Genomic DNA, 15,984 nt, shown 5'->3' on the forward strand with positions numbered 1-15,984 from the left:
GATGTTATAACTTATCTACCCCAAATAAAGAAAACAAGCTTCATAATGACCATCGTTATTCCAGCGGCCATAAGTGGTCCGACAGGTATACCCCTAAAGAAAATGATGCCAATTATGGAGCCCATTACTAGACCCACAACAAGTTGTGGGTCTATTTTTAATAAATCTAGACCCCTTCCGTTCAGGTAAGAAGCAAGTGCTCCACCAAGAAGTGCAATAATACCTGGCACACTTGTAATAACGGCTGTAAAATCTTTAAATGCTATTCGTCCTGAAGCAAAGGGAACAAGCACACCCATGGTTAGGAACAGCAAACCAAGTTCAAGCCCCCTTCGTTCAATTGAAGGCAGGAAACGTTCGAGCGATATTAGTTTTACAATAAGTAGTATGCAAGCTGCTGTAGTAATGATAGGTGAGCGTCCAATAAGGCCGATGATAATGAGAATAAGGAGCAATATTTCTCCGTTCATATGCATGTCCCTCATATTCGAATTTTGAGTGAATCCAATTCAATAGAGCTTATCTATTGTTTTGGATTCATGTTCATCACTAAGTTTATGAGAGTACAGGCGATTTAGAACGAGGGTCTGTTGTAAATGGAACGATTTGTCCAGCTTGCATAATAGGCACCATTTGCGTTCGATCTAGCTCTGCGCAATACAGGATATCCTCTGTAAAACCTAATTTACCTAGTCTTATACCGGTTTGGGAACGGCTAAGTGCATCCATGATGTTCAATTGTTCTGCATGATAACTCGACAGCATAGCTAAACCGAGATCATTGATGGTTAAAGGTTGTTCATTGATGGTTGCCATTATTTCATCTGTGATATAGCCAGCACATAAGCCATCTTCCCAGGCAAATAACTGTTTTGATCCGGCGCATAGGATGACGATGTCACGTTTGAATAGTAATGCCGTCCTTGCACAAGCTCTGCCGTTGATGAATGCTCCTACAAGTAAGTGTGCAGCTTTATGTGCTTTTTGTAGACAGCGGGTGCCATTAGTGGTTGTGAGAATGATATGCCTACCATTGACATTAGCAAAAGTATACTCAAGTGGAGAGTTGCCAAGATCAAAGCCGGATATTTTGCGGCAATATCGCTCTCCGCCTAGTAAATCTCCTGATTTACTTAATTGAATTGCAGCCCCCACTGTGTCCGCGGTTGCTATGCTTGTTGCTCCATGTTCTAGAGCAGTTATCATGACACTCGTTGCACGTAATGCATCGATGACGATTGCTGTTTTGTGAACGAGCTCATCTGCCTTGATTTCATTAACGCTTGCTACGACGTCGATTCGCATTGTTGGTGTTCCTTGGCTCTTAGCTCATGCATCATAAACAAAGTATCTGAACGAAGTCCTCTGCGCATAGCTTCGAGTGATATAGCTTCATGTGGAGGTATATTTCCTAAATGTACACCTGGGCCTAACTCTTTAATTAAACGTACTTGTTGATCTTTGAGAGGGGCTTCCCACAGTAAAGCTTCGCGGCTCGTGAGTCTATTCAGAATTTGTTCCAAATCCTCATCCTTGCAATTCCCCTGTTCATCAAAAATACCTACACCAGTGCCTGATTCACGTGCTTCGATTGTAACTAACTCTGCTCCTGTATCGATATCTTCTTCAACAGTTGCAAGTAATTCTTCCACTTCGATGCTTGATCCCCAGCATTTCTTCCCATACTCCGTAAATACATGTAGTCCTTCCGTCAAACCTCGTCTAATCAATTGACTCCGAATTTCTCGAGACATTTCAATCGTACCATCTGACACTTCAAGTCCATTGAAGGCAGCAGATAAGATTACCTTCATAAACTCATCAACACGATTTTGTGCAACAGCAAGTTCAAGGAAAGTTCCCCCAGGGTAAACGATGATTCCATGGTTTTGAGCTAATTCTATCTTTCTTTTCAATAGAGTAATGGGATATAAAGGTGCAGTTCCAAAACCTATTTTGATCATATCAATATGCTCTGCAGCTGTTTCTAGTAAATCACTGAAGGCATGTAACCCTAGCCCCTTATCAATGATCATTGTTCTGCCAAGTTTCCTTGGTTTACTTTCTCTGCATCCTGATGGATCTTCTAAATCCGCAAGCCATTTCGTTTCAGTAATTGTTGGGTTCATGTGAATCTCCTTATTTATTAATAATTTTATTAATAATGTCAGAGCTATACTATGCGTATTTGGTTAGAGTGGTGCCCAGATCATGATCAAATAAAGGAAGTACATGTGGAATTGATTCATCCTAAAACAGAAGTCTTCTGCATAAAGTAGGATGTACAAGTTGTTTTGGTGCTCAAGGGATAGACAATTGAATTGATACGGTAAGCTTGTACTCACTATGCTTGTAGGAGGGATGTATATGAACAAGTTTGTATTAGGGATGGCAACACTTCGTGTACTTTCTGGGAGTATTGAGATTATAGCTGCAATAATTATGCTTCGCTTAGCCCAGGTAGATAAGGCTTTGCTTGTGAATTCAGGACTGGCACTAGTGGGTCCGATTGTACTGTTAACTACGACTAGTATTGGTCTAGTAGGGCTTGCTGAGAAACTATCATTTTCCAAAATGATTTGGGTGCTTGCAGGTGTAGCTTGTATCTTTATTGGGATATTAAAAAGCAAGTAATAAATGAGACTCATAGGACATACATATGAGTAAACAGATTGGACAAACTTGGAGGATTCCTAATTATGCTCGATTCGATTCTAACTCTCTTACCCCTATCTCTGAAAAAAATAATTGCTAATCTACCAAATTCGATCAAGGTTAAGCTTGAAGAGATTCGTATTCGCGAGGATCGGCCTCTAGAAGTTTCTTGGTTAGGTGATTATTCATTTGTAACAAGGGAGTCAGGTCTGGTACGTGATCCGCTTGGTGCTTACACCCCGAGTAGCGAAGAGTGTAAGATATTACTCGAATTATTAACCAATCATTCTGTTTATTCGTTTGAGGAAGAGCTGCGTAGAGGATTTATTACGATTCCTGGTGGCCATCGAGTCGGACTGGCTGGTCGAACTGTCTTAGAAAGCGGACATGTGAGGACAATTCGCGATGTAAGTTCGTTCAACATTCGTGTTGCACGAGAAGTTGTAGGTGTTAGCAAGGATATTCTACCTTACATGATCGACCCTGTTGGGCGTAGAGTACATAACACGCTCATCATATCTCCTCCTCAGCAAGGGAAGACAACGCTGTTGCGAGATCTAGCAAGAACGATTTCATCTGGTGATCGGACAGCCTTACAAGGTATTGCAAGAGGGCTTAAAGTTGGCATTATCGATGAACGATCAGAAATTGCAGCTTCAGTGAAAGGTGTACCTAGATTCAATCTAGGTCCACGTACAGACGTGCTTGATGGATGCCCAAAGGCTGAAGGTATGATGATGATGATCCGGTCACTATCTCCTGAGATCATTGTTGTTGATGAAATTGGAAGGCCTGAAGATGCTGAGGCATTACATGAAGCCTTACATGGAGGGATTAGTGTCATCGCTACTGCGCACGGCTACGGTATGTCAGACATTAAGCTGCGACCAGTGCTTAGAGAGCTTATAACCGAAAGGTTATTTAACCGTTATGTTGTGCTCTCGTTGCGACGAGGAAGTGAACGAGCCTTCCAGATCTATGATGAGGGAGGCCAGCTGGTTAAGTCTCATGCTATGTATCGCGTAGAGAAAGGCTGACGCTTATGTTGCTGAAATTAATTGGATCTGTATTTCTCTTGTTTGCGGGTACTATGTTTGGATTCTATCAAGCTATGCAGTATGCACGAAGACCTAGGCAGATCAGGCAATTAGTTGGCATCCTTCAGCGACTAGAGACAGAAGTGAGCTTTGGCTTGACACCACTTCCAGAAGCACTTCTTATCGTGAGTAGACAATCAACAGAACCACTAGCGGGTATGCTGCACATGGCAGGAGAACAGCTTGAAATTAAAGATGGTCGCTCCATGCGAGAGATTTGGGAAAGCTCAATTAGTCAGACATGGAATCAATCATCAATGAAGAAGAACGAAAAAGAAATCATGCTTGAGCTAGGATTTACACTTGGCCGGTCAAGCAGCTCTGATCAAGTGAAGCATCTTCGATTAGCTGCAAGCCAACTCCAAGTCGAAGAAGCAGCAGCGCTCGAAGATCAGCAACGTTATGAGAAGATGTGGCGTAGTCTAGGAGTGCTTGTCGGAGCTTTAGCGGTCATTTTGATGTACTAGAGTGGGGTGCCGGAAATGAACGTAGATGTTAATACAATTTTTCAGATTGCCGGGATCGGGATCATTATCGCTATGATGCATACGGTTCTGAAGCAGATGGGTAAAGAAGACATGGCTCATTGGGTAACATTAATTGGATTTGTTGTTGTGCTGTTTATGGTTGTTTCGCTGCTCAACAATTTATTCAAAGAGATTAAAACGATCTTCTTGTTTCAGTAGCCCATGGAAATTATTCAGGTTGTTGGACTTGGTCTACTTGTTACGGTGCTGATTCTAATCATCAAAGAACAAAAACCGATGTTTGCCTTTATCTTATCTGCCTTTACAGGCATTATGATTTTCTTGTTTCTAATAGGCAAAATAGGTTCAGTTATTCATGTGCTAGAGGACTTGGCTATGCAGTCTGGTGTGAACATGGTATTTCTCAAGACGATTCTTAAGATTATCGGGATTGCTTATATTGCAGAATTTGGCGCTCAAATCGTACGTGATGCTGGACTTGAATCCATAGCTTCCAAAATTGAACTCTCAGGTAAGATACTCATTATGGTTATGGCTATACCGATCATAACCGTCATCATTGAGACAGTAATCAAGCTGTTGCCTGCTTAGGAGTGATCAAGGTGCCAAGTCGTTATAAGATTCATCGCTCTGCCTTCAAATGGCTTGTCGTTCTGCTATTTATGATGCTTGGCTTATCTGTCTGTGCTTCAGTCACTTTAGCCGCAACTCCAGCACAGACGATCGTTCAGCAGCAAGTTAAACAACTTGATACGGGTATTGTCGAGCAATATTGGAACAAGCTTATGACTCAGAATGGTAGCTTTTTTCCCGAACTACAAGCTCCTTCCTTCACAGAGCTATTAACTAACGGGGGTCAAGGATTATCATTTGCGAACATCATGAAAGGGACACTTCGTTATTTATTCCATGAGGTGTTAGCTAATGGCAAATTGCTCGTAACGATTGTTATTTTGACGATATTCGCGATGATCTTGCAAACTTTGCAAAGCTCATTCGAACGAGAATCGGTAAGTAAAATCGCATTTATTATCTCGTACATGGTGCTCATTATTATCGCCATTAACTCGTTCTCATCTGCGATTGGATACGCGAAGGATGCGATAACTTCCATGATTGACTTTATGATCGCATTAATTCCTTTGCTACTTACACTTCTTACGGCTATGGGTGACTTTACGTCGGTAGCATTACTGCATCCCCTAAATGTATTCATGATCCACACGGTCGGAGCGATGATTTACTTCTTTGTATTTCCACTCTTATTCTTCTCCGCCGTTTTACATATTGTTTCTGCCATATCAGACAAATATAAGGTAACACAGCTTGCTAATTTACTACGTAACATTGGAGTTGGAGCACTGGGGATATTCGTGACGGCATTCCTAAGTGTGGTGACAGTTGAAGGCTCCTTGGGAGCTGTCTCTGATGGAATCACAATTCGAACAGCCAAATTCATTACAGGTAACTTTGTTCCAGTAGTTGGAAGGCTATTCTCAGATGCAACCGAAACCGTCATTGGAGCTTCATTGCTGGTCAAGAATGCAATTGGTTTGGCAGGAATAGTCATCATCATTATGCTATGCCTGTTCCCTGCGTTGAAGATTCTCACATTAGCCATCATCTTTAATTTATCTGCTGCTGTCATGCAGCCCATTGGCAATAATCCGATGATCACATGTCTTCAAACCATTGGCAAAAGTATGATATATGTTTTTGCAGCACTCGCAGCAGTAGGCCTTATGTTCTTCTTCTCAATTACCGTAATGATTGCAGCTGGTAATTTATCTGTAATGGTTAGATAGCTCCCACTTAGATAAATGGCGATCACTTAAGATGGTGAAATCTTCTTGTTAGGAGGCTCTAATATGCAATGGCTTAATGATTGGCTGAAAACGGTAATCACCATTGTTATGTTCGCAGCCTTTGTTGATCTCCTTCTACCAAGTTCCAAAATGCAGCGTTATGTGAAAACCGTATTAAGTTTGTTCATCCTACTTACTTTGCTCTCACCGGTTCTTGACCTCTTCAGAAATGATTGGAGCGTTGATAAATTACTGGCTGAAGCTGAGCAGAAGCAACAGGAGAATGGTAAAACACTGGTTGGATCGAATAATTCCTTACAAGCGATTACGGAGCAGGGACAACGACTGAGGGATAGCCAAGATCAGCAAGCCATGATACTTGCAGAGAAACAGCTTGTGGAAGCAATCAAGGAAAGTATCCGAACCGAAACTGCGTATGAAGCTGAGCAGGTGTTAGTTAGCACAGGAGATGATGCTCAAGGTAATCGCTATATTAAGAGCATTAGTGCAGTGCTTAGTGACAAGGTCATCGTAACTGAAGCGAAGCCACAGGAGGATAAAGCGAAGCCGATTGCTTCCATAAAACCAGTACAAATTCAAATTCGAGTCGAAAGTAAGGTTCAGAAGACAACTGCTAGTATAGAGCAGGAAACTCCTGAGCAAGTTCAAACGAGAGCTGATGTACGCAAGCTCATTGGACGTAATTGGAGCGTTCCTGTCGAACGAATTGATATAAAGTTTGAAGTCTCTAAACGTTCCAAATTGGGTTAAATAAAGCGTGAGGAATGAAAGTGAGTGATCTAGCAGATGGGGAAATGGATATCAAAGCTGGAAAAATGGTTCGGTGGTGGTCAGAATGGCACGAAGCGAACTCATACCTTGATGTGGCTGATACTCATTGCATTACTTGGGGCTGCACTCATGATTATGAATTCTTTCCTTAACGTGAAGCAAGTTCAACCTATTACAGAAGGACCCGGAGCATCACCACCAAGTGAAAGCACTACGGTAGCGGGACGTACAAGTGCTAAAGATAATTCTGCATTTCGTGAATACGAAGAAGTCTATGAATCTCGTCTGCGCGAAATACTGCAGAAAATCGTAGGTGTGGATGATCCAGAAGTGATGGTGACGATCGAGTCAACTGAAGAAACCATAGTGGATAAGAATTACTCCGATTCTCAGAGTACGACGAATGAACGTGATCCGAACGGTGCAACCCGGACGATCACAGAAATTACACGTAAAGGTGAATCAGTTCTTGTACAGGTATCGGGTAATGGGCAACCACATGTGTTGAAATATATTAAGCCCAAAGTAAGGGGGGTGATTGTCGTTGCTAAGGGTGCAGAGAATGCGGCAGTCAAAAAGATGATTCTTGAGGCTGTCGAACGAGGAGTTGATGTCATGGGGCATCGGATAGCGGTATGGCCGCGGAAACAGTAGAAATAGTTAGATTTATATTTAATAATTTTAATATAAAGAGGAGGGTGTTCAAATGAACACGAAGAGACAAACAATTTGGCTCGTATCAATGCTTAGCTTAATGGTAGTATTATCAGCTTATTACTTATTCAGTTCAGGAACGGAAGATTTGGATAAGTTAACTGCGGGGACAGATCAGCAAACAACAAAACAAATAGCTGGACAAACAAAGGTTGAAATTCAAGAAGATGGTTCGATCATTAAATTGCCTGATGCTTCAATGACTGGAACAGAAACAATAGACCCTAATAATTCTAAGGAAACATCAGCACAGACGGGAACTAAGAATACAGAAGGAACTAAGGCAGTAGAAGGCTCGACTGACTCAGAGATTATTAAGAAAGCAACTGAAAAGGTAACTTCAGGTGATGATTACTTTATCCAGCAAGAGATTGAGCGTCATGATAAGCTAACCAAAGAGAGCGAAAAATGGTTAACAATTTCAGCTGATCCGAAGCAGACGCAAGCTGCATCAGGCGAAGCAACTGACAACATCCGGAGACTAGATGAAACGATGGCTAAAATCGAACTAATTGAAACAACTCTTGCAAAGGATTACCCACATGCACTTGTTCAACAAGCTGATGACGGTAAATGGAAGGTAACAGTTCAAGCCGCCAAGCTTGAGAAAAAACAAGCAGTCGAGATCATTGATCTTGTTCTCAAAGAAATGAATATTGGTTCTGATAAGTTCGCTGGAGTTCAGATTATTCAATAAATAAATCAATCATTTGATGCCCTAATGGGAGTAATATTCCGTTAGGGCATCTGTATTCTTAAAAAAAGAAATGAAATATTAAAATCAACTAAGGTATAATAACTTGCGTATGTACAAAATAAATATGCTATAATAGGCTACGCAAGAGGAATCTTATTGCCTCGTGAACTCGGACGAGCCCAGACCAAGAAGAAACAGATTCACAGTCTGACCGTCATTAATGGACGGATGCATGTTGCAAAATTTAAAAGGAGTGACTCCCATTGTTCAAGTTAAGTGAAATTAAGGAATTAATGAAATTGATGGACCAAACAACCTTGCAAGAACTTGAGATCGAGAATGAAGGGGCAAGAGTATTCATTCGCAAAGGAAATAAAACTGAATCTGTATTCGTAACTGCACCAACGATGCACACAAGTGTTGCACAAGGCTCGGTTCAGCAATTATCACAAACTTCGAATTCAGTCGAGGATGCGCCTCAATTAGCTGTAACAGCTGAAATCAAAGATACGTTAGAATTACATACAATTATTTCACCGATGGTGGGAACATTCTATCAAGCTTCAGCTCCTGGTGCGGCGCCATTTGTATCCATTGGCTCCAAAGTAAGCGAGAAAAGCATATGCTGCATCGTCGAGGCGATGAAGCTTATGAATGAAATTGAAGCAGAGATTAAGGGCGAAATCGTAGAAATCTTAGTGGATAATGGTCAACTTGTGGAGTATGGTCAACCGCTCTTTCTCGTTAAGCCGGAGTAAGTTGGAGGAGAAAACATGAAATTTAATAAAGTGCTTATTGCCAATCGCGGAGAGATTGCTGTGCGCATTATCCGTGCTTGTCGTGAGCTTGGAATCTCAACAGTAGCCGTATATTCGGAAGCAGATCGAGAAGCACTGCATGTGCGTTTAGCTGATGAAGCTTACTGCATAGGCCCTGCTTCATCCCAAGAGAGCTACTTGAAATATACGAATATTTTAAGTGTAGCAACACTTACTGAAGTCGATGCTATTCACCCAGGTTATGGGTTCCTAGCTGAAAATGCTAATTTTGCTGAGATCTGTGAAAAATGTGATATCACATTCATTGGTCCATCTCCAGATGCAATTAATCGCATGGGTGATAAATCAATGGCGAAGCAAACGATGAAAGAAGCTAATGTTCCGATTATTCCAGGCTCTGACGGCATTATAGAGGACTTGGATGAAGCTATTCGAATTGGTAGAGAGATTGGATATCCATTAATTATCAAAGCTACAGCAGGTGGCGGCGGTAAAGGAATCCGAATTGCTGAAGATGAAGAAATGTTAATTAAGCAAATTACAAACGCACAACAAGAAGCGCAGAATGCTTTTGGTAATGCGGGTGTTTATTTAGAGAAATATTTAACGGGTATGAAACATGTTGAAATTCAAATTATGGCTGACAAACACGGGAATGTTGTTCATTTAGGTGAACGTGATTGCTCGGTTCAACGTCGCAGACAGAAATTAGTCGAGGAAGCGCCTTGCTCTATTCTCACCGAAGAAATTCGGACTCGTATGGGTGAAGCTGCTGTTCGTGCTGCCAAAGCTGTTGAATACTCCGGTGCTGGAACATTAGAATTTCTGCTAAGTCCAGACGGTAATTTTTATTTCATGGAAATGAATACGCGCATACAAGTAGAACATCCTGTTACGGAATATGTTACTGGCGTAGACTTAATCAAAGAAATGATTTGTGTAGCTGAAGGTCAACCCCTTTCCTTTACACAAGAGGATGTACAAATATCAGGCTGGTCAATTGAATGCCGCGTGAATGCAGAAGATCCTAATCGTAATTTCATGCCATCAGCTGGACTTATACAGTCCTATCTTCCTCCAGGTGGTCCGGGAGTACGGGTGGATTCAGCAGCATATCAAGGATATTCAATTCCACCTTATTATGATTCGATGATTGCAAAGTTAATCGTCTGGGCACCAACACGTGATGAAGCGATTGCTAGGATGAAGCGGGCACTAAGTGAATTTGATATTGAAGGTGTCAAAACAACAATTCCTTTTCATCTACGTTTACTTGAACATCCTAAATTTATCGCAGGCGACTTTGATATTAAATTCTTGGAAGAGCATGACGTTCTTGGAACTTAAGTTAAGGTAAACACAGTGCCACTATTATTTGTCATAAATATAGGGAAATGGTATAGTATTTAAAGAGAACGGCTTATCCTAATAAAATGGAGGTGTTCGTATTGGATACGATTGTACCGGATTATGTGAAAACGGATCTCGGTTCCATTCAGATTGCACCTGAGGTAATTGAGATTATTGCAGGGCTTGCAACAATTGAAACTCCAGGAGTTGCCGGCATGAGCGGTGGTTTTGTCGGAGGTATTTCTGAATTATTGGGAATGAAAAGTTTGTCCAAAGGTGTAAAAGTTCAAGTTGGACAAAAGGAAACAGCAGTTGACGTATCAGTAGTCATCGAGTATGGGTTCCGTATTCCTGAGGTTTCTTCTAACATTCAGTCGAATATTAAGAATGCTATCGAATCAATGACAGGTCTTCTCGTTGTTGAAGTTAACGTACATATTCTTGATGTACAGTTTAAAACTGCTGAGAAGCCTGAGGAAGAAGCAATTAATAGAGTGAAGTAATTATTTCTTAATTAAGTCGATTTACATTTAATTGCAAACCCCCTACTTGTGTGAGGGGGTTTCCTCTGATTTAATGTATGATAAGCGTATTGAAGCGTCTGATGAGAAGGGAGCTTACAGCTTTGGGGAAAATAATAGATCGATTTTTACTTTTCATTTTCAGCTTAGTTATCATTGTGATTTCTGCAATCGGACTCACGGTTTCATTTGCTTGGGTTCCTAAGGAGAAGGTACATAACTTTATTGAAGACGTTTATCATGATGCTTTTACCGCATATGTAATGATCGCGATCTGTGCTATTATTCTATTGATCGCTATACGACTTGTTTATGTTTCTGTTCGCAGAACTCAGACTCAAGCTCCGTTCATTGCTGAACGCACGGAATTAGGGGAGTTTCGAATTTCGCTTGAGACTATCGAGAATTTATCCCTTAAAGCCGCTAGCAAGGTAAGAGGGGTTAAAGATATGAAAGTGCGTGTTCATGTGAGTCCTCCGGGTCTTGAAATCGAAGTACGCACAATCGTGGATGGAGAACGGATTATTCCTGAATTGACAGAAGAAATTCAATCTGCCATTAAAGGTCAAATTGAAGAAATTGCCGGTTATCCTGTCGTATCTGTTTCTGTGTATGTAGCCAATACGGTTCAATCCACCCCTGCCGTACGTAGGGTGGAATAGGAGGTACATATAATGTGGAACGACATTGTTGAACACCATAAGGGCAAATTGATTGGAGCAATTGCAGGTGTGTTTTTTGGATTCCTGTATTTGTTTGTAGGGTTTTGGGATACATTAATATTTGCATTTATCGTGGTAGTAGGGTATTATATCGGCAATAAAGTTGATAAAAAGGAAGATATCGTCCCTTATCAGGACATCATGAATTATCTTTCGCAAAAATGGAAAATGTTCCGCTGAAATCCTTGGATCTTCCATGGATTTTTTTGTTGATATAGAATTTATATAGCGTGTGCTTATGAAATTCTGGATATCACCTAAGGTGAGTACTTTGATAACAAAATTGGAGGCATTATAGCATGAGGCGTAGAGTAGCCAGAGAAATTGCACTGCAGAGCTTATATCAAATGGGTATGACAGAGGTGTCGCATGACGATGCAATTGCAGCCGCAATTCACGAAGCGGAGAACGATAATGAGGGGGAAATTGTATTATCTGAACCCACAGTTAGTCCGCAGTACATTTATGAACTGGTAGAAGGAACGCTGAATCATAAAGAAATTATTGATCCTGTGTTAATAGAATATTTGAAAGGCTGGCAGATGGATCGCTTGTCACGAATTGACCGAGAGGTTCTAAGGCTTGCTACGTATGAAATGATGTATAAGGATGATGTACCTGCGAAGGTAGTTGTCAATGAAGCCATTGACCTTGCGAAACATTTTGGCACGGAAGAATCGGGAAAATTCGTAAATGGTGTACTTGGTAATATGATCAAAGATATAGACGCTTTGAGACTTAAAGTGAAATAAGTTATATTCTGTACGGTTCGAAGTCGTATGGATTAGATAATTGGGGAGGCAAGTTTAGATGGTTAGCGGAGTCATTAACGGTAAAGAGATTGTATCAACGATTCGAGAAGAGATTAAAGCAGAGGTTGCTCAATTGACTTCTCAAGGACGTAGACCTGGACTAGTCGTTATTATTGTCGGCGATGACCCTGCTTCTCATGTTTATGTGAACAACAAAGAGAAAGCTTGTGCTCAAGTAGGGATTTACTCTGAAGTACACCGCTTACCCGCAGAAACAACTCAGAAGGAATTAATTGATCTTATTCATAGCCTAAATGCAAATGATCAAATTAATGGAATTCTGGTTCAGTCTCCGCTTCCCCAAACGATTAATGAAGAAGAAGTAGTTGATGAGATTGCTCCTGAGAAGGATGTTGACTGCTTTCATCCAGTTAATGTAGGGAATCTTATGATCGGCAAACAAAATGCCATTAAGCCTTGTACGCCTGCTGGTGTTATTGAAGTGCTTAAACGTATTGATGTGAACATAGCAGGCAAACATGCTGTTGTGGTTGGACGTTCCAATATTGTTGGTAAGCCGATGGCAATGCTCTTGCTACAAGAGAACGCTACGGTGACAATTTGTCATTCACGTACACCTAATATGGCTGAGATCACACGTCAAGCGGATATTCTTGTTGTTGCTGTTGGTAAGGCAAACATTATTGGTCCGGAGCATGTTAAGCCAGGTGCAATCGTTATGGATGTTGGGATGAATCGCAATAATGAAGGCAAGTTATGTGGTGATGTTAATTTCGAGGCAGTCAAGGAAATTGCTGGAGCTATTACCCCAGTTCCAGGCTGTGTAGGACCAATGACCATTACAATGCTATTGCAAAATACGTTAAATGCAGCTAAAGCTTAATCTTTAGCTGTTCTTTAATTATCACGCAATAGAAATGGGCGGGTGATAAGCGAATGAATGAACGGATGATATTGTCGATTAAGGAGCTTAATCGATATATTAAGCTTCAGCTAGAGAATGATGATTTGTTGCAGGATGTTTGGCTTCGTGGAGAAATATCCAATTTCACAAGACATTCATCCGGTCATATGTATTTTACACTTAAGGATGCAGATTCGCGAATCAAGACAATCATGTTCGCCTCTTATAACCAGAAGCTAGTCTTCTTGCCAAGAGAGGGAACAAGGGTGCTTGCAAGAGGATCTGTTTCAGTATACGAGCGTGATGGACAATACCAATTCTATGTGAGAGAAATGCAACCAGATGGAATTGGGGCTTTATATCTTGCTTATGAACAACTCAAACGGAAGCTTGAAGCTGAAGGCTTGTTTGCAGATGGGCATAAACAAGGTATCCCTATGTATCCAAAAGCTGTAGGCGTTATTACATCCCCGACAGGTGCGGCGGTTCGTGATATTCTAACCACTTTACAAAGACGGTTTCCTTCCGTTCCAGTTCTCGTCTACCCCGTATTAGTACAAGGTACGCAAGCAGCTCCATCGATTGTCAAAGCCATTGAGGCAATGAATGAATGGAATCAGGTTGATGTGCTTATTGTTGGTCGTGGAGGGGGCTCTCTTGAGGAATTATGGGCTTTCAATGAAGAGAGTGTAGCTAGAAGTATTTACGCTTCCAGAATTCCGATTATTTCTGCTGTTGGTCATGAGACCGATTTCACGATCGCAGACTTCGTTGCCGATCTAAGGGCGGCGACGCCGACTGCGGCTGCGGAGCTAGCTGTGCCTCATCAGCTGGAGCTGCGTCGCCAGCTTGCTGATCACGGGCAGCGTTTGCACCATGCGCTGCATCGCGGACTCCAGCGCCGCCGCGAGGCGCTGGAGAGGCTGCGGCGCTCACCGTATCTGGTGAGCCCGCGGCGTCAACTGCTGCTGCCAGCCACGCAGCAGCTGGACCGCATGGCAGCAGAGCTGACCATGCGGATGAACCAGCGGCTCTCGCGGGCCGCTGAAGCGCACATGCGGCTTGCTGGCCGCATGGAGGCATGTTCGCCGCGCGCCGCAGTCAGCGCGGCTAAGCTGCGCCGCAGCACCGCTAAGCGCTCGCTGCAGCTAGCGATGAGCCGCCTGGCCACAGGCAGGCGGCAGGAATGGCTCTCTCGCGTGCGCCAGCTCGATGCACTCTCACCTCTGAAAGTGATGCAGAGGGGTTACTCGCTCGTCTATGATGAACGGGAACAGCTTGTAAATTCGATCAATCAAGTTCAGAATGGCGATGTTGTTAATGTTCGCTTAACGGATGGACAATTAACATGCCATGTCTGGTCAATGGAGGAGAACAAGGATGAGTAAAGAGCCGAAGAAAACAGAACAACAGGAGCTCAGCTTCGAGCAAGCGATGGACAAGTTAGATTCACTTGTCGCACGTCTGGAGAGTGGAGATGTTCCACTTGAACAAGCGATTGAATTGTATCAAGAAGCAATGAAGCTATCTCAGCTATGCGGTCAGAAGCTTGCACAGGTAGAACGTAAGATTGAAATGCTTGTTGAATCAGATGATGGATTAACGACTAAGCCGTTTCCACATAACATAGAAGAGTAAGGAGAATTCGTATGCCTACAAGTACCACCTCCTTCGAGCAATATTTGGACAGTCGTGCAGCATTGATTGAACAAGCACTTGCCGATTCACTACCAAGTGAATGGATGATCCCAGATCAATTACGTGATTCGATTAACTATTCCTTAAGGAATGGCGGCAAACGAATGCGACCGATTCTTGTCCTTGCTGCAGCAGAAGCTTTGGGTGGATCATACGAAGCTGCAATGCCTGTAGCTTGCGCGATAGAAATGATCCACACGTATTCCCTTATTCATGATGATTTGCCAGCAATGGATAATGATGAATACAGACGTGGCAAACTAACCAATCATAAGGTATATGGTGAAGCGATGGCAACGCTTGCAGGTGACGCTCTGCTAACGCATGCATTCTACAGCATTGTGCAAGCTCACCGCAAGAATAATGTGAACCCACTACAAACGCTTGCCATTGTCGAAGAGCTATCGGTATATGCTGGCGCTAAAGGTATGGTAGGCGGACAAGCAGCAGATATGCTAGGTGAGCAAGGGTTAACGAAGCTTGAAGAACTTGAGTATATTCATTTACATAAAACGAGTGATTTAATTGTTTTTTCCTTGCGTGCAGGCGGAAGAGTTGTCGATGCATCAGAAGAACAATTACAAGCTTTGACGACTTTCGGTAACTGTATTGGACTCGCGTTTCAGATTCAAGACGATATTCTGGATCTGATAGGGGACGAAGTCAAGCTGGGTAAAGCAACTAATAGTGACGTTAAGCAGGGAAAAGTAACCTATCCGTATTTTATTGGATTGGAACAATCTATAGAGAAAGTTACTCGTTTAACAGAACAAGGGAAAGAAGCTATTATGAATTCTGCTATTCCTTGTCCAACCAGATTACTTGAATTAGCCGATTATTTAATGAAACGTGATCACTAAGCATTTATCAGGGCATTTTTCCCAAAAAGACACCAATCATTCTAATGTGATATAATGTAGTGTATATAAGCTGAGTAAATGAATCAATTTAATGGTTTCAATGAGTTATGAAATTGATTCAAATAATTA

Annotated in this window: 22 protein-coding genes; 19 read left to right on the top strand and 3 right to left on the bottom strand. The window is 42.0% G+C overall.

All coding sequences use genetic code 11. The features are described from left to right. Positions 1-11: 11 nt before the first annotated feature. The 3 genes from AC1DOK_RS00745 to comA form a co-directional block, all read right to left on the bottom strand. Positions 12-470: a DUF441 domain-containing protein gene (locus AC1DOK_RS00745; RefSeq protein WP_477552307.1), complete on the bottom strand. Its 459-nt coding sequence runs from the start codon at positions 468-470 to the stop codon at positions 12-14. Positions 471-555: 85 nt separating this feature from the next. Beyond that, entirely contained in the window at positions 556-1,305 is a 750-nt protein-coding gene (locus tag AC1DOK_RS00750) for a 2-phosphosulfolactate phosphatase (protein WP_477552308.1), read from the bottom strand. Further along, positions 1,287-2,129 carry a phosphosulfolactate synthase gene (comA, locus tag AC1DOK_RS00755; protein WP_477552309.1) on the bottom strand — a complete coding sequence of 281 codons (843 nt, stop codon included), beginning with the start codon at positions 2,127-2,129 and terminating at the stop codon, positions 1,287-1,289. Before comA ends, AC1DOK_RS00750 begins: the two co-directional genes overlap by 19 nt. Before the next feature lie 238 nt (positions 2,130-2,367). Between comA and AC1DOK_RS00760 the strand changes: the two genes are divergently transcribed. From AC1DOK_RS00760 to AC1DOK_RS00850, 19 genes are all read left to right on the top strand, one after another. After that, a complete protein-coding gene (locus AC1DOK_RS00760) occupies positions 2,368-2,634 on the top strand; it encodes a YqhV family protein (RefSeq protein ID WP_477552310.1) in 267 nt (88 codons plus the stop codon). A gap of 65 nt (positions 2,635-2,699) precedes the next feature. Beyond that, on the top strand, positions 2,700-3,692 hold the full coding sequence (gene spoIIIAA / locus AC1DOK_RS00765; protein ID WP_477552311.1) for a stage III sporulation protein AA: 993 nt from the start codon (positions 2,700-2,702) through the stop codon (positions 3,690-3,692). Between the two features lie 5 nt (positions 3,693-3,697). After that, a complete protein-coding gene (spoIIIAB, locus tag AC1DOK_RS00770; protein WP_477552312.1) occupies positions 3,698-4,219 on the top strand; it encodes a stage III sporulation protein SpoIIIAB in 522 nt (173 codons plus the stop codon). Between the two features lie 15 nt (positions 4,220-4,234). Then, complete coding sequence (gene spoIIIAC / locus AC1DOK_RS00775) at positions 4,235-4,438, top strand: stage III sporulation protein AC (protein ID WP_477552313.1); 204 nt, start codon at positions 4,235-4,237, stop codon at positions 4,436-4,438. Between the two features lie 3 nt (positions 4,439-4,441). Further along, the gene (gene spoIIIAD / locus AC1DOK_RS00780) at positions 4,442-4,831 is read left to right on the top strand and encodes a stage III sporulation protein AD (protein WP_477552314.1); all 390 of its coding nucleotides are present in this window, start codon (positions 4,442-4,444) and stop codon (positions 4,829-4,831) included. 11 nt (positions 4,832-4,842) lie between these two features. Continuing rightward, positions 4,843-6,045: a stage III sporulation protein AE gene (spoIIIAE, locus tag AC1DOK_RS00785; protein WP_477552315.1), complete on the top strand. Its 1,203-nt coding sequence runs from the start codon at positions 4,843-4,845 to the stop codon at positions 6,043-6,045. A gap of 63 nt (positions 6,046-6,108) precedes the next feature. Further along, complete coding sequence (gene spoIIIAF, locus AC1DOK_RS00790; RefSeq protein WP_477552316.1) at positions 6,109-6,816, top strand: stage III sporulation protein AF; 708 nt, start codon at positions 6,109-6,111, stop codon at positions 6,814-6,816. 36 nt (positions 6,817-6,852) lie between these two features. Further along, entirely contained in the window at positions 6,853-7,491 is a 639-nt protein-coding gene (gene spoIIIAG / locus AC1DOK_RS00795; RefSeq protein ID WP_477552317.1) for a stage III sporulation protein AG, read from the top strand. 52 nt (positions 7,492-7,543) lie between these two features. Next, on the top strand, positions 7,544-8,248 hold the full coding sequence (locus AC1DOK_RS00800) for a SpoIIIAH-like family protein (RefSeq protein WP_477552318.1): 705 nt from the start codon (positions 7,544-7,546) through the stop codon (positions 8,246-8,248). A gap of 263 nt (positions 8,249-8,511) precedes the next feature. Continuing rightward, the gene (gene accB, locus AC1DOK_RS00805; RefSeq protein WP_477552319.1) at positions 8,512-9,006 is read left to right on the top strand and encodes an acetyl-CoA carboxylase biotin carboxyl carrier protein; all 495 of its coding nucleotides are present in this window, start codon (positions 8,512-8,514) and stop codon (positions 9,004-9,006) included. Positions 9,007-9,021: 15 nt separating this feature from the next. Beyond that, positions 9,022-10,374 (top strand): acetyl-CoA carboxylase biotin carboxylase subunit, encoded by a 1,353-nt coding sequence (accC, locus tag AC1DOK_RS00810; RefSeq protein WP_477552320.1) that lies wholly within the window; start codon positions 9,022-9,024, stop codon positions 10,372-10,374. Between the two features lie 101 nt (positions 10,375-10,475). Then, positions 10,476-10,880 carry an Asp23/Gls24 family envelope stress response protein gene (locus tag AC1DOK_RS00815; RefSeq protein WP_477552321.1) on the top strand — a complete coding sequence of 135 codons (405 nt, stop codon included), beginning with the start codon at positions 10,476-10,478 and terminating at the stop codon, positions 10,878-10,880. A gap of 77 nt (positions 10,881-10,957) precedes the next feature. Continuing rightward, positions 10,958-11,560 carry an alkaline shock response membrane anchor protein AmaP gene (amaP, locus tag AC1DOK_RS00820; protein WP_477552322.1) on the top strand — a complete coding sequence of 201 codons (603 nt, stop codon included), beginning with the start codon at positions 10,958-10,960 and terminating at the stop codon, positions 11,558-11,560. A 12-nt stretch (positions 11,561-11,572) separates the two neighbouring features. Beyond that, positions 11,573-11,800 (top strand): DUF2273 domain-containing protein, encoded by a 228-nt coding sequence (locus tag AC1DOK_RS00825; protein ID WP_477552323.1) that lies wholly within the window; start codon positions 11,573-11,575, stop codon positions 11,798-11,800. Between the two features lie 119 nt (positions 11,801-11,919). Continuing rightward, on the top strand, positions 11,920-12,372 hold the full coding sequence (nusB, locus tag AC1DOK_RS00830; RefSeq protein WP_477552324.1) for a transcription antitermination factor NusB: 453 nt from the start codon (positions 11,920-11,922) through the stop codon (positions 12,370-12,372). 58 nt (positions 12,373-12,430) lie between these two features. Then, positions 12,431-13,276, top strand: a complete 846-nt coding sequence (gene folD / locus AC1DOK_RS00835) for a bifunctional methylenetetrahydrofolate dehydrogenase/methenyltetrahydrofolate cyclohydrolase FolD (protein WP_477552325.1) — start codon at positions 12,431-12,433, stop codon at positions 13,274-13,276. A 53-nt stretch (positions 13,277-13,329) separates the two neighbouring features. Beyond that, entirely contained in the window at positions 13,330-14,685 is a 1,356-nt protein-coding gene (gene xseA / locus AC1DOK_RS00840; protein ID WP_477552326.1) for an exodeoxyribonuclease VII large subunit, read from the top strand. After that, positions 14,678-14,935, top strand: coding sequence for an exodeoxyribonuclease VII small subunit (gene xseB / locus AC1DOK_RS00845; RefSeq protein WP_477552327.1), 258 nt, complete (start codon positions 14,678-14,680; stop codon positions 14,933-14,935). Before xseA ends, xseB begins: the two co-directional genes overlap by 8 nt. Before the next feature lie 11 nt (positions 14,936-14,946). After that, positions 14,947-15,855, top strand: coding sequence for a polyprenyl synthetase family protein (locus AC1DOK_RS00850; RefSeq protein WP_477552328.1), 909 nt, complete (start codon positions 14,947-14,949; stop codon positions 15,853-15,855). The last annotated feature ends 129 nt before the right edge of the window (positions 15,856-15,984 follow it).

This window comes from Paenibacillus sp. P5_B5, assembly GCF_056400365.1.

Excerpts from the sequence above, each read along its gene's own strand:
- AC1DOK_RS00745 (WP_477552307.1), bottom strand. The coding sequence starts at position 470 with ATGAACGGAGAAATATTGCTCCTTATTCTCATTATCATCGGCCTTATT.
- AC1DOK_RS00750 (WP_477552308.1), bottom strand. The coding sequence starts at position 1,305 with ATGCGAATCGACGTCGTAGCAAGCGTTAATGAAATCAAGGCAGATGAG.
- comA (WP_477552309.1), bottom strand. The coding sequence starts at position 2,129 with ATGAACCCAACAATTACTGAAACGAAATGGCTTGCGGATTTAGAAGAT.
- AC1DOK_RS00760 (WP_477552310.1), top strand. The coding sequence starts at position 2,368 with ATGAACAAGTTTGTATTAGGGATGGCAACACTTCGTGTACTTTCTGGG.
- spoIIIAA (WP_477552311.1), top strand. The coding sequence starts at position 2,700 with ATGCTCGATTCGATTCTAACTCTCTTACCCCTATCTCTGAAAAAAATA.
- spoIIIAB (WP_477552312.1), top strand. The coding sequence starts at position 3,698 with ATGTTGCTGAAATTAATTGGATCTGTATTTCTCTTGTTTGCGGGTACT.
- spoIIIAC (WP_477552313.1), top strand. The coding sequence starts at position 4,235 with ATGAACGTAGATGTTAATACAATTTTTCAGATTGCCGGGATCGGGATC.
- spoIIIAD (WP_477552314.1), top strand. The coding sequence starts at position 4,442 with ATGGAAATTATTCAGGTTGTTGGACTTGGTCTACTTGTTACGGTGCTG.
- spoIIIAF (WP_477552316.1), top strand. The coding sequence starts at position 6,109 with ATGCAATGGCTTAATGATTGGCTGAAAACGGTAATCACCATTGTTATG.
- spoIIIAG (WP_477552317.1), top strand. The coding sequence starts at position 6,853 with ATGGGGAAATGGATATCAAAGCTGGAAAAATGGTTCGGTGGTGGTCAG.
- AC1DOK_RS00800 (WP_477552318.1), top strand. The coding sequence starts at position 7,544 with ATGAACACGAAGAGACAAACAATTTGGCTCGTATCAATGCTTAGCTTA.
- accC (WP_477552320.1), top strand. The coding sequence starts at position 9,022 with ATGAAATTTAATAAAGTGCTTATTGCCAATCGCGGAGAGATTGCTGTG.
- amaP (WP_477552322.1), top strand. The coding sequence starts at position 10,958 with ATGATAAGCGTATTGAAGCGTCTGATGAGAAGGGAGCTTACAGCTTTG.
- AC1DOK_RS00825 (WP_477552323.1), top strand. The coding sequence starts at position 11,573 with ATGTGGAACGACATTGTTGAACACCATAAGGGCAAATTGATTGGAGCA.
- nusB (WP_477552324.1), top strand. The coding sequence starts at position 11,920 with ATGAGGCGTAGAGTAGCCAGAGAAATTGCACTGCAGAGCTTATATCAA.
- folD (WP_477552325.1), top strand. The coding sequence starts at position 12,431 with ATGGTTAGCGGAGTCATTAACGGTAAAGAGATTGTATCAACGATTCGA.
- xseA (WP_477552326.1), top strand. The coding sequence starts at position 13,330 with ATGAATGAACGGATGATATTGTCGATTAAGGAGCTTAATCGATATATT.
- xseB (WP_477552327.1), top strand. The coding sequence starts at position 14,678 with ATGAGTAAAGAGCCGAAGAAAACAGAACAACAGGAGCTCAGCTTCGAG.
- AC1DOK_RS00850 (WP_477552328.1), top strand. The coding sequence starts at position 14,947 with ATGCCTACAAGTACCACCTCCTTCGAGCAATATTTGGACAGTCGTGCA.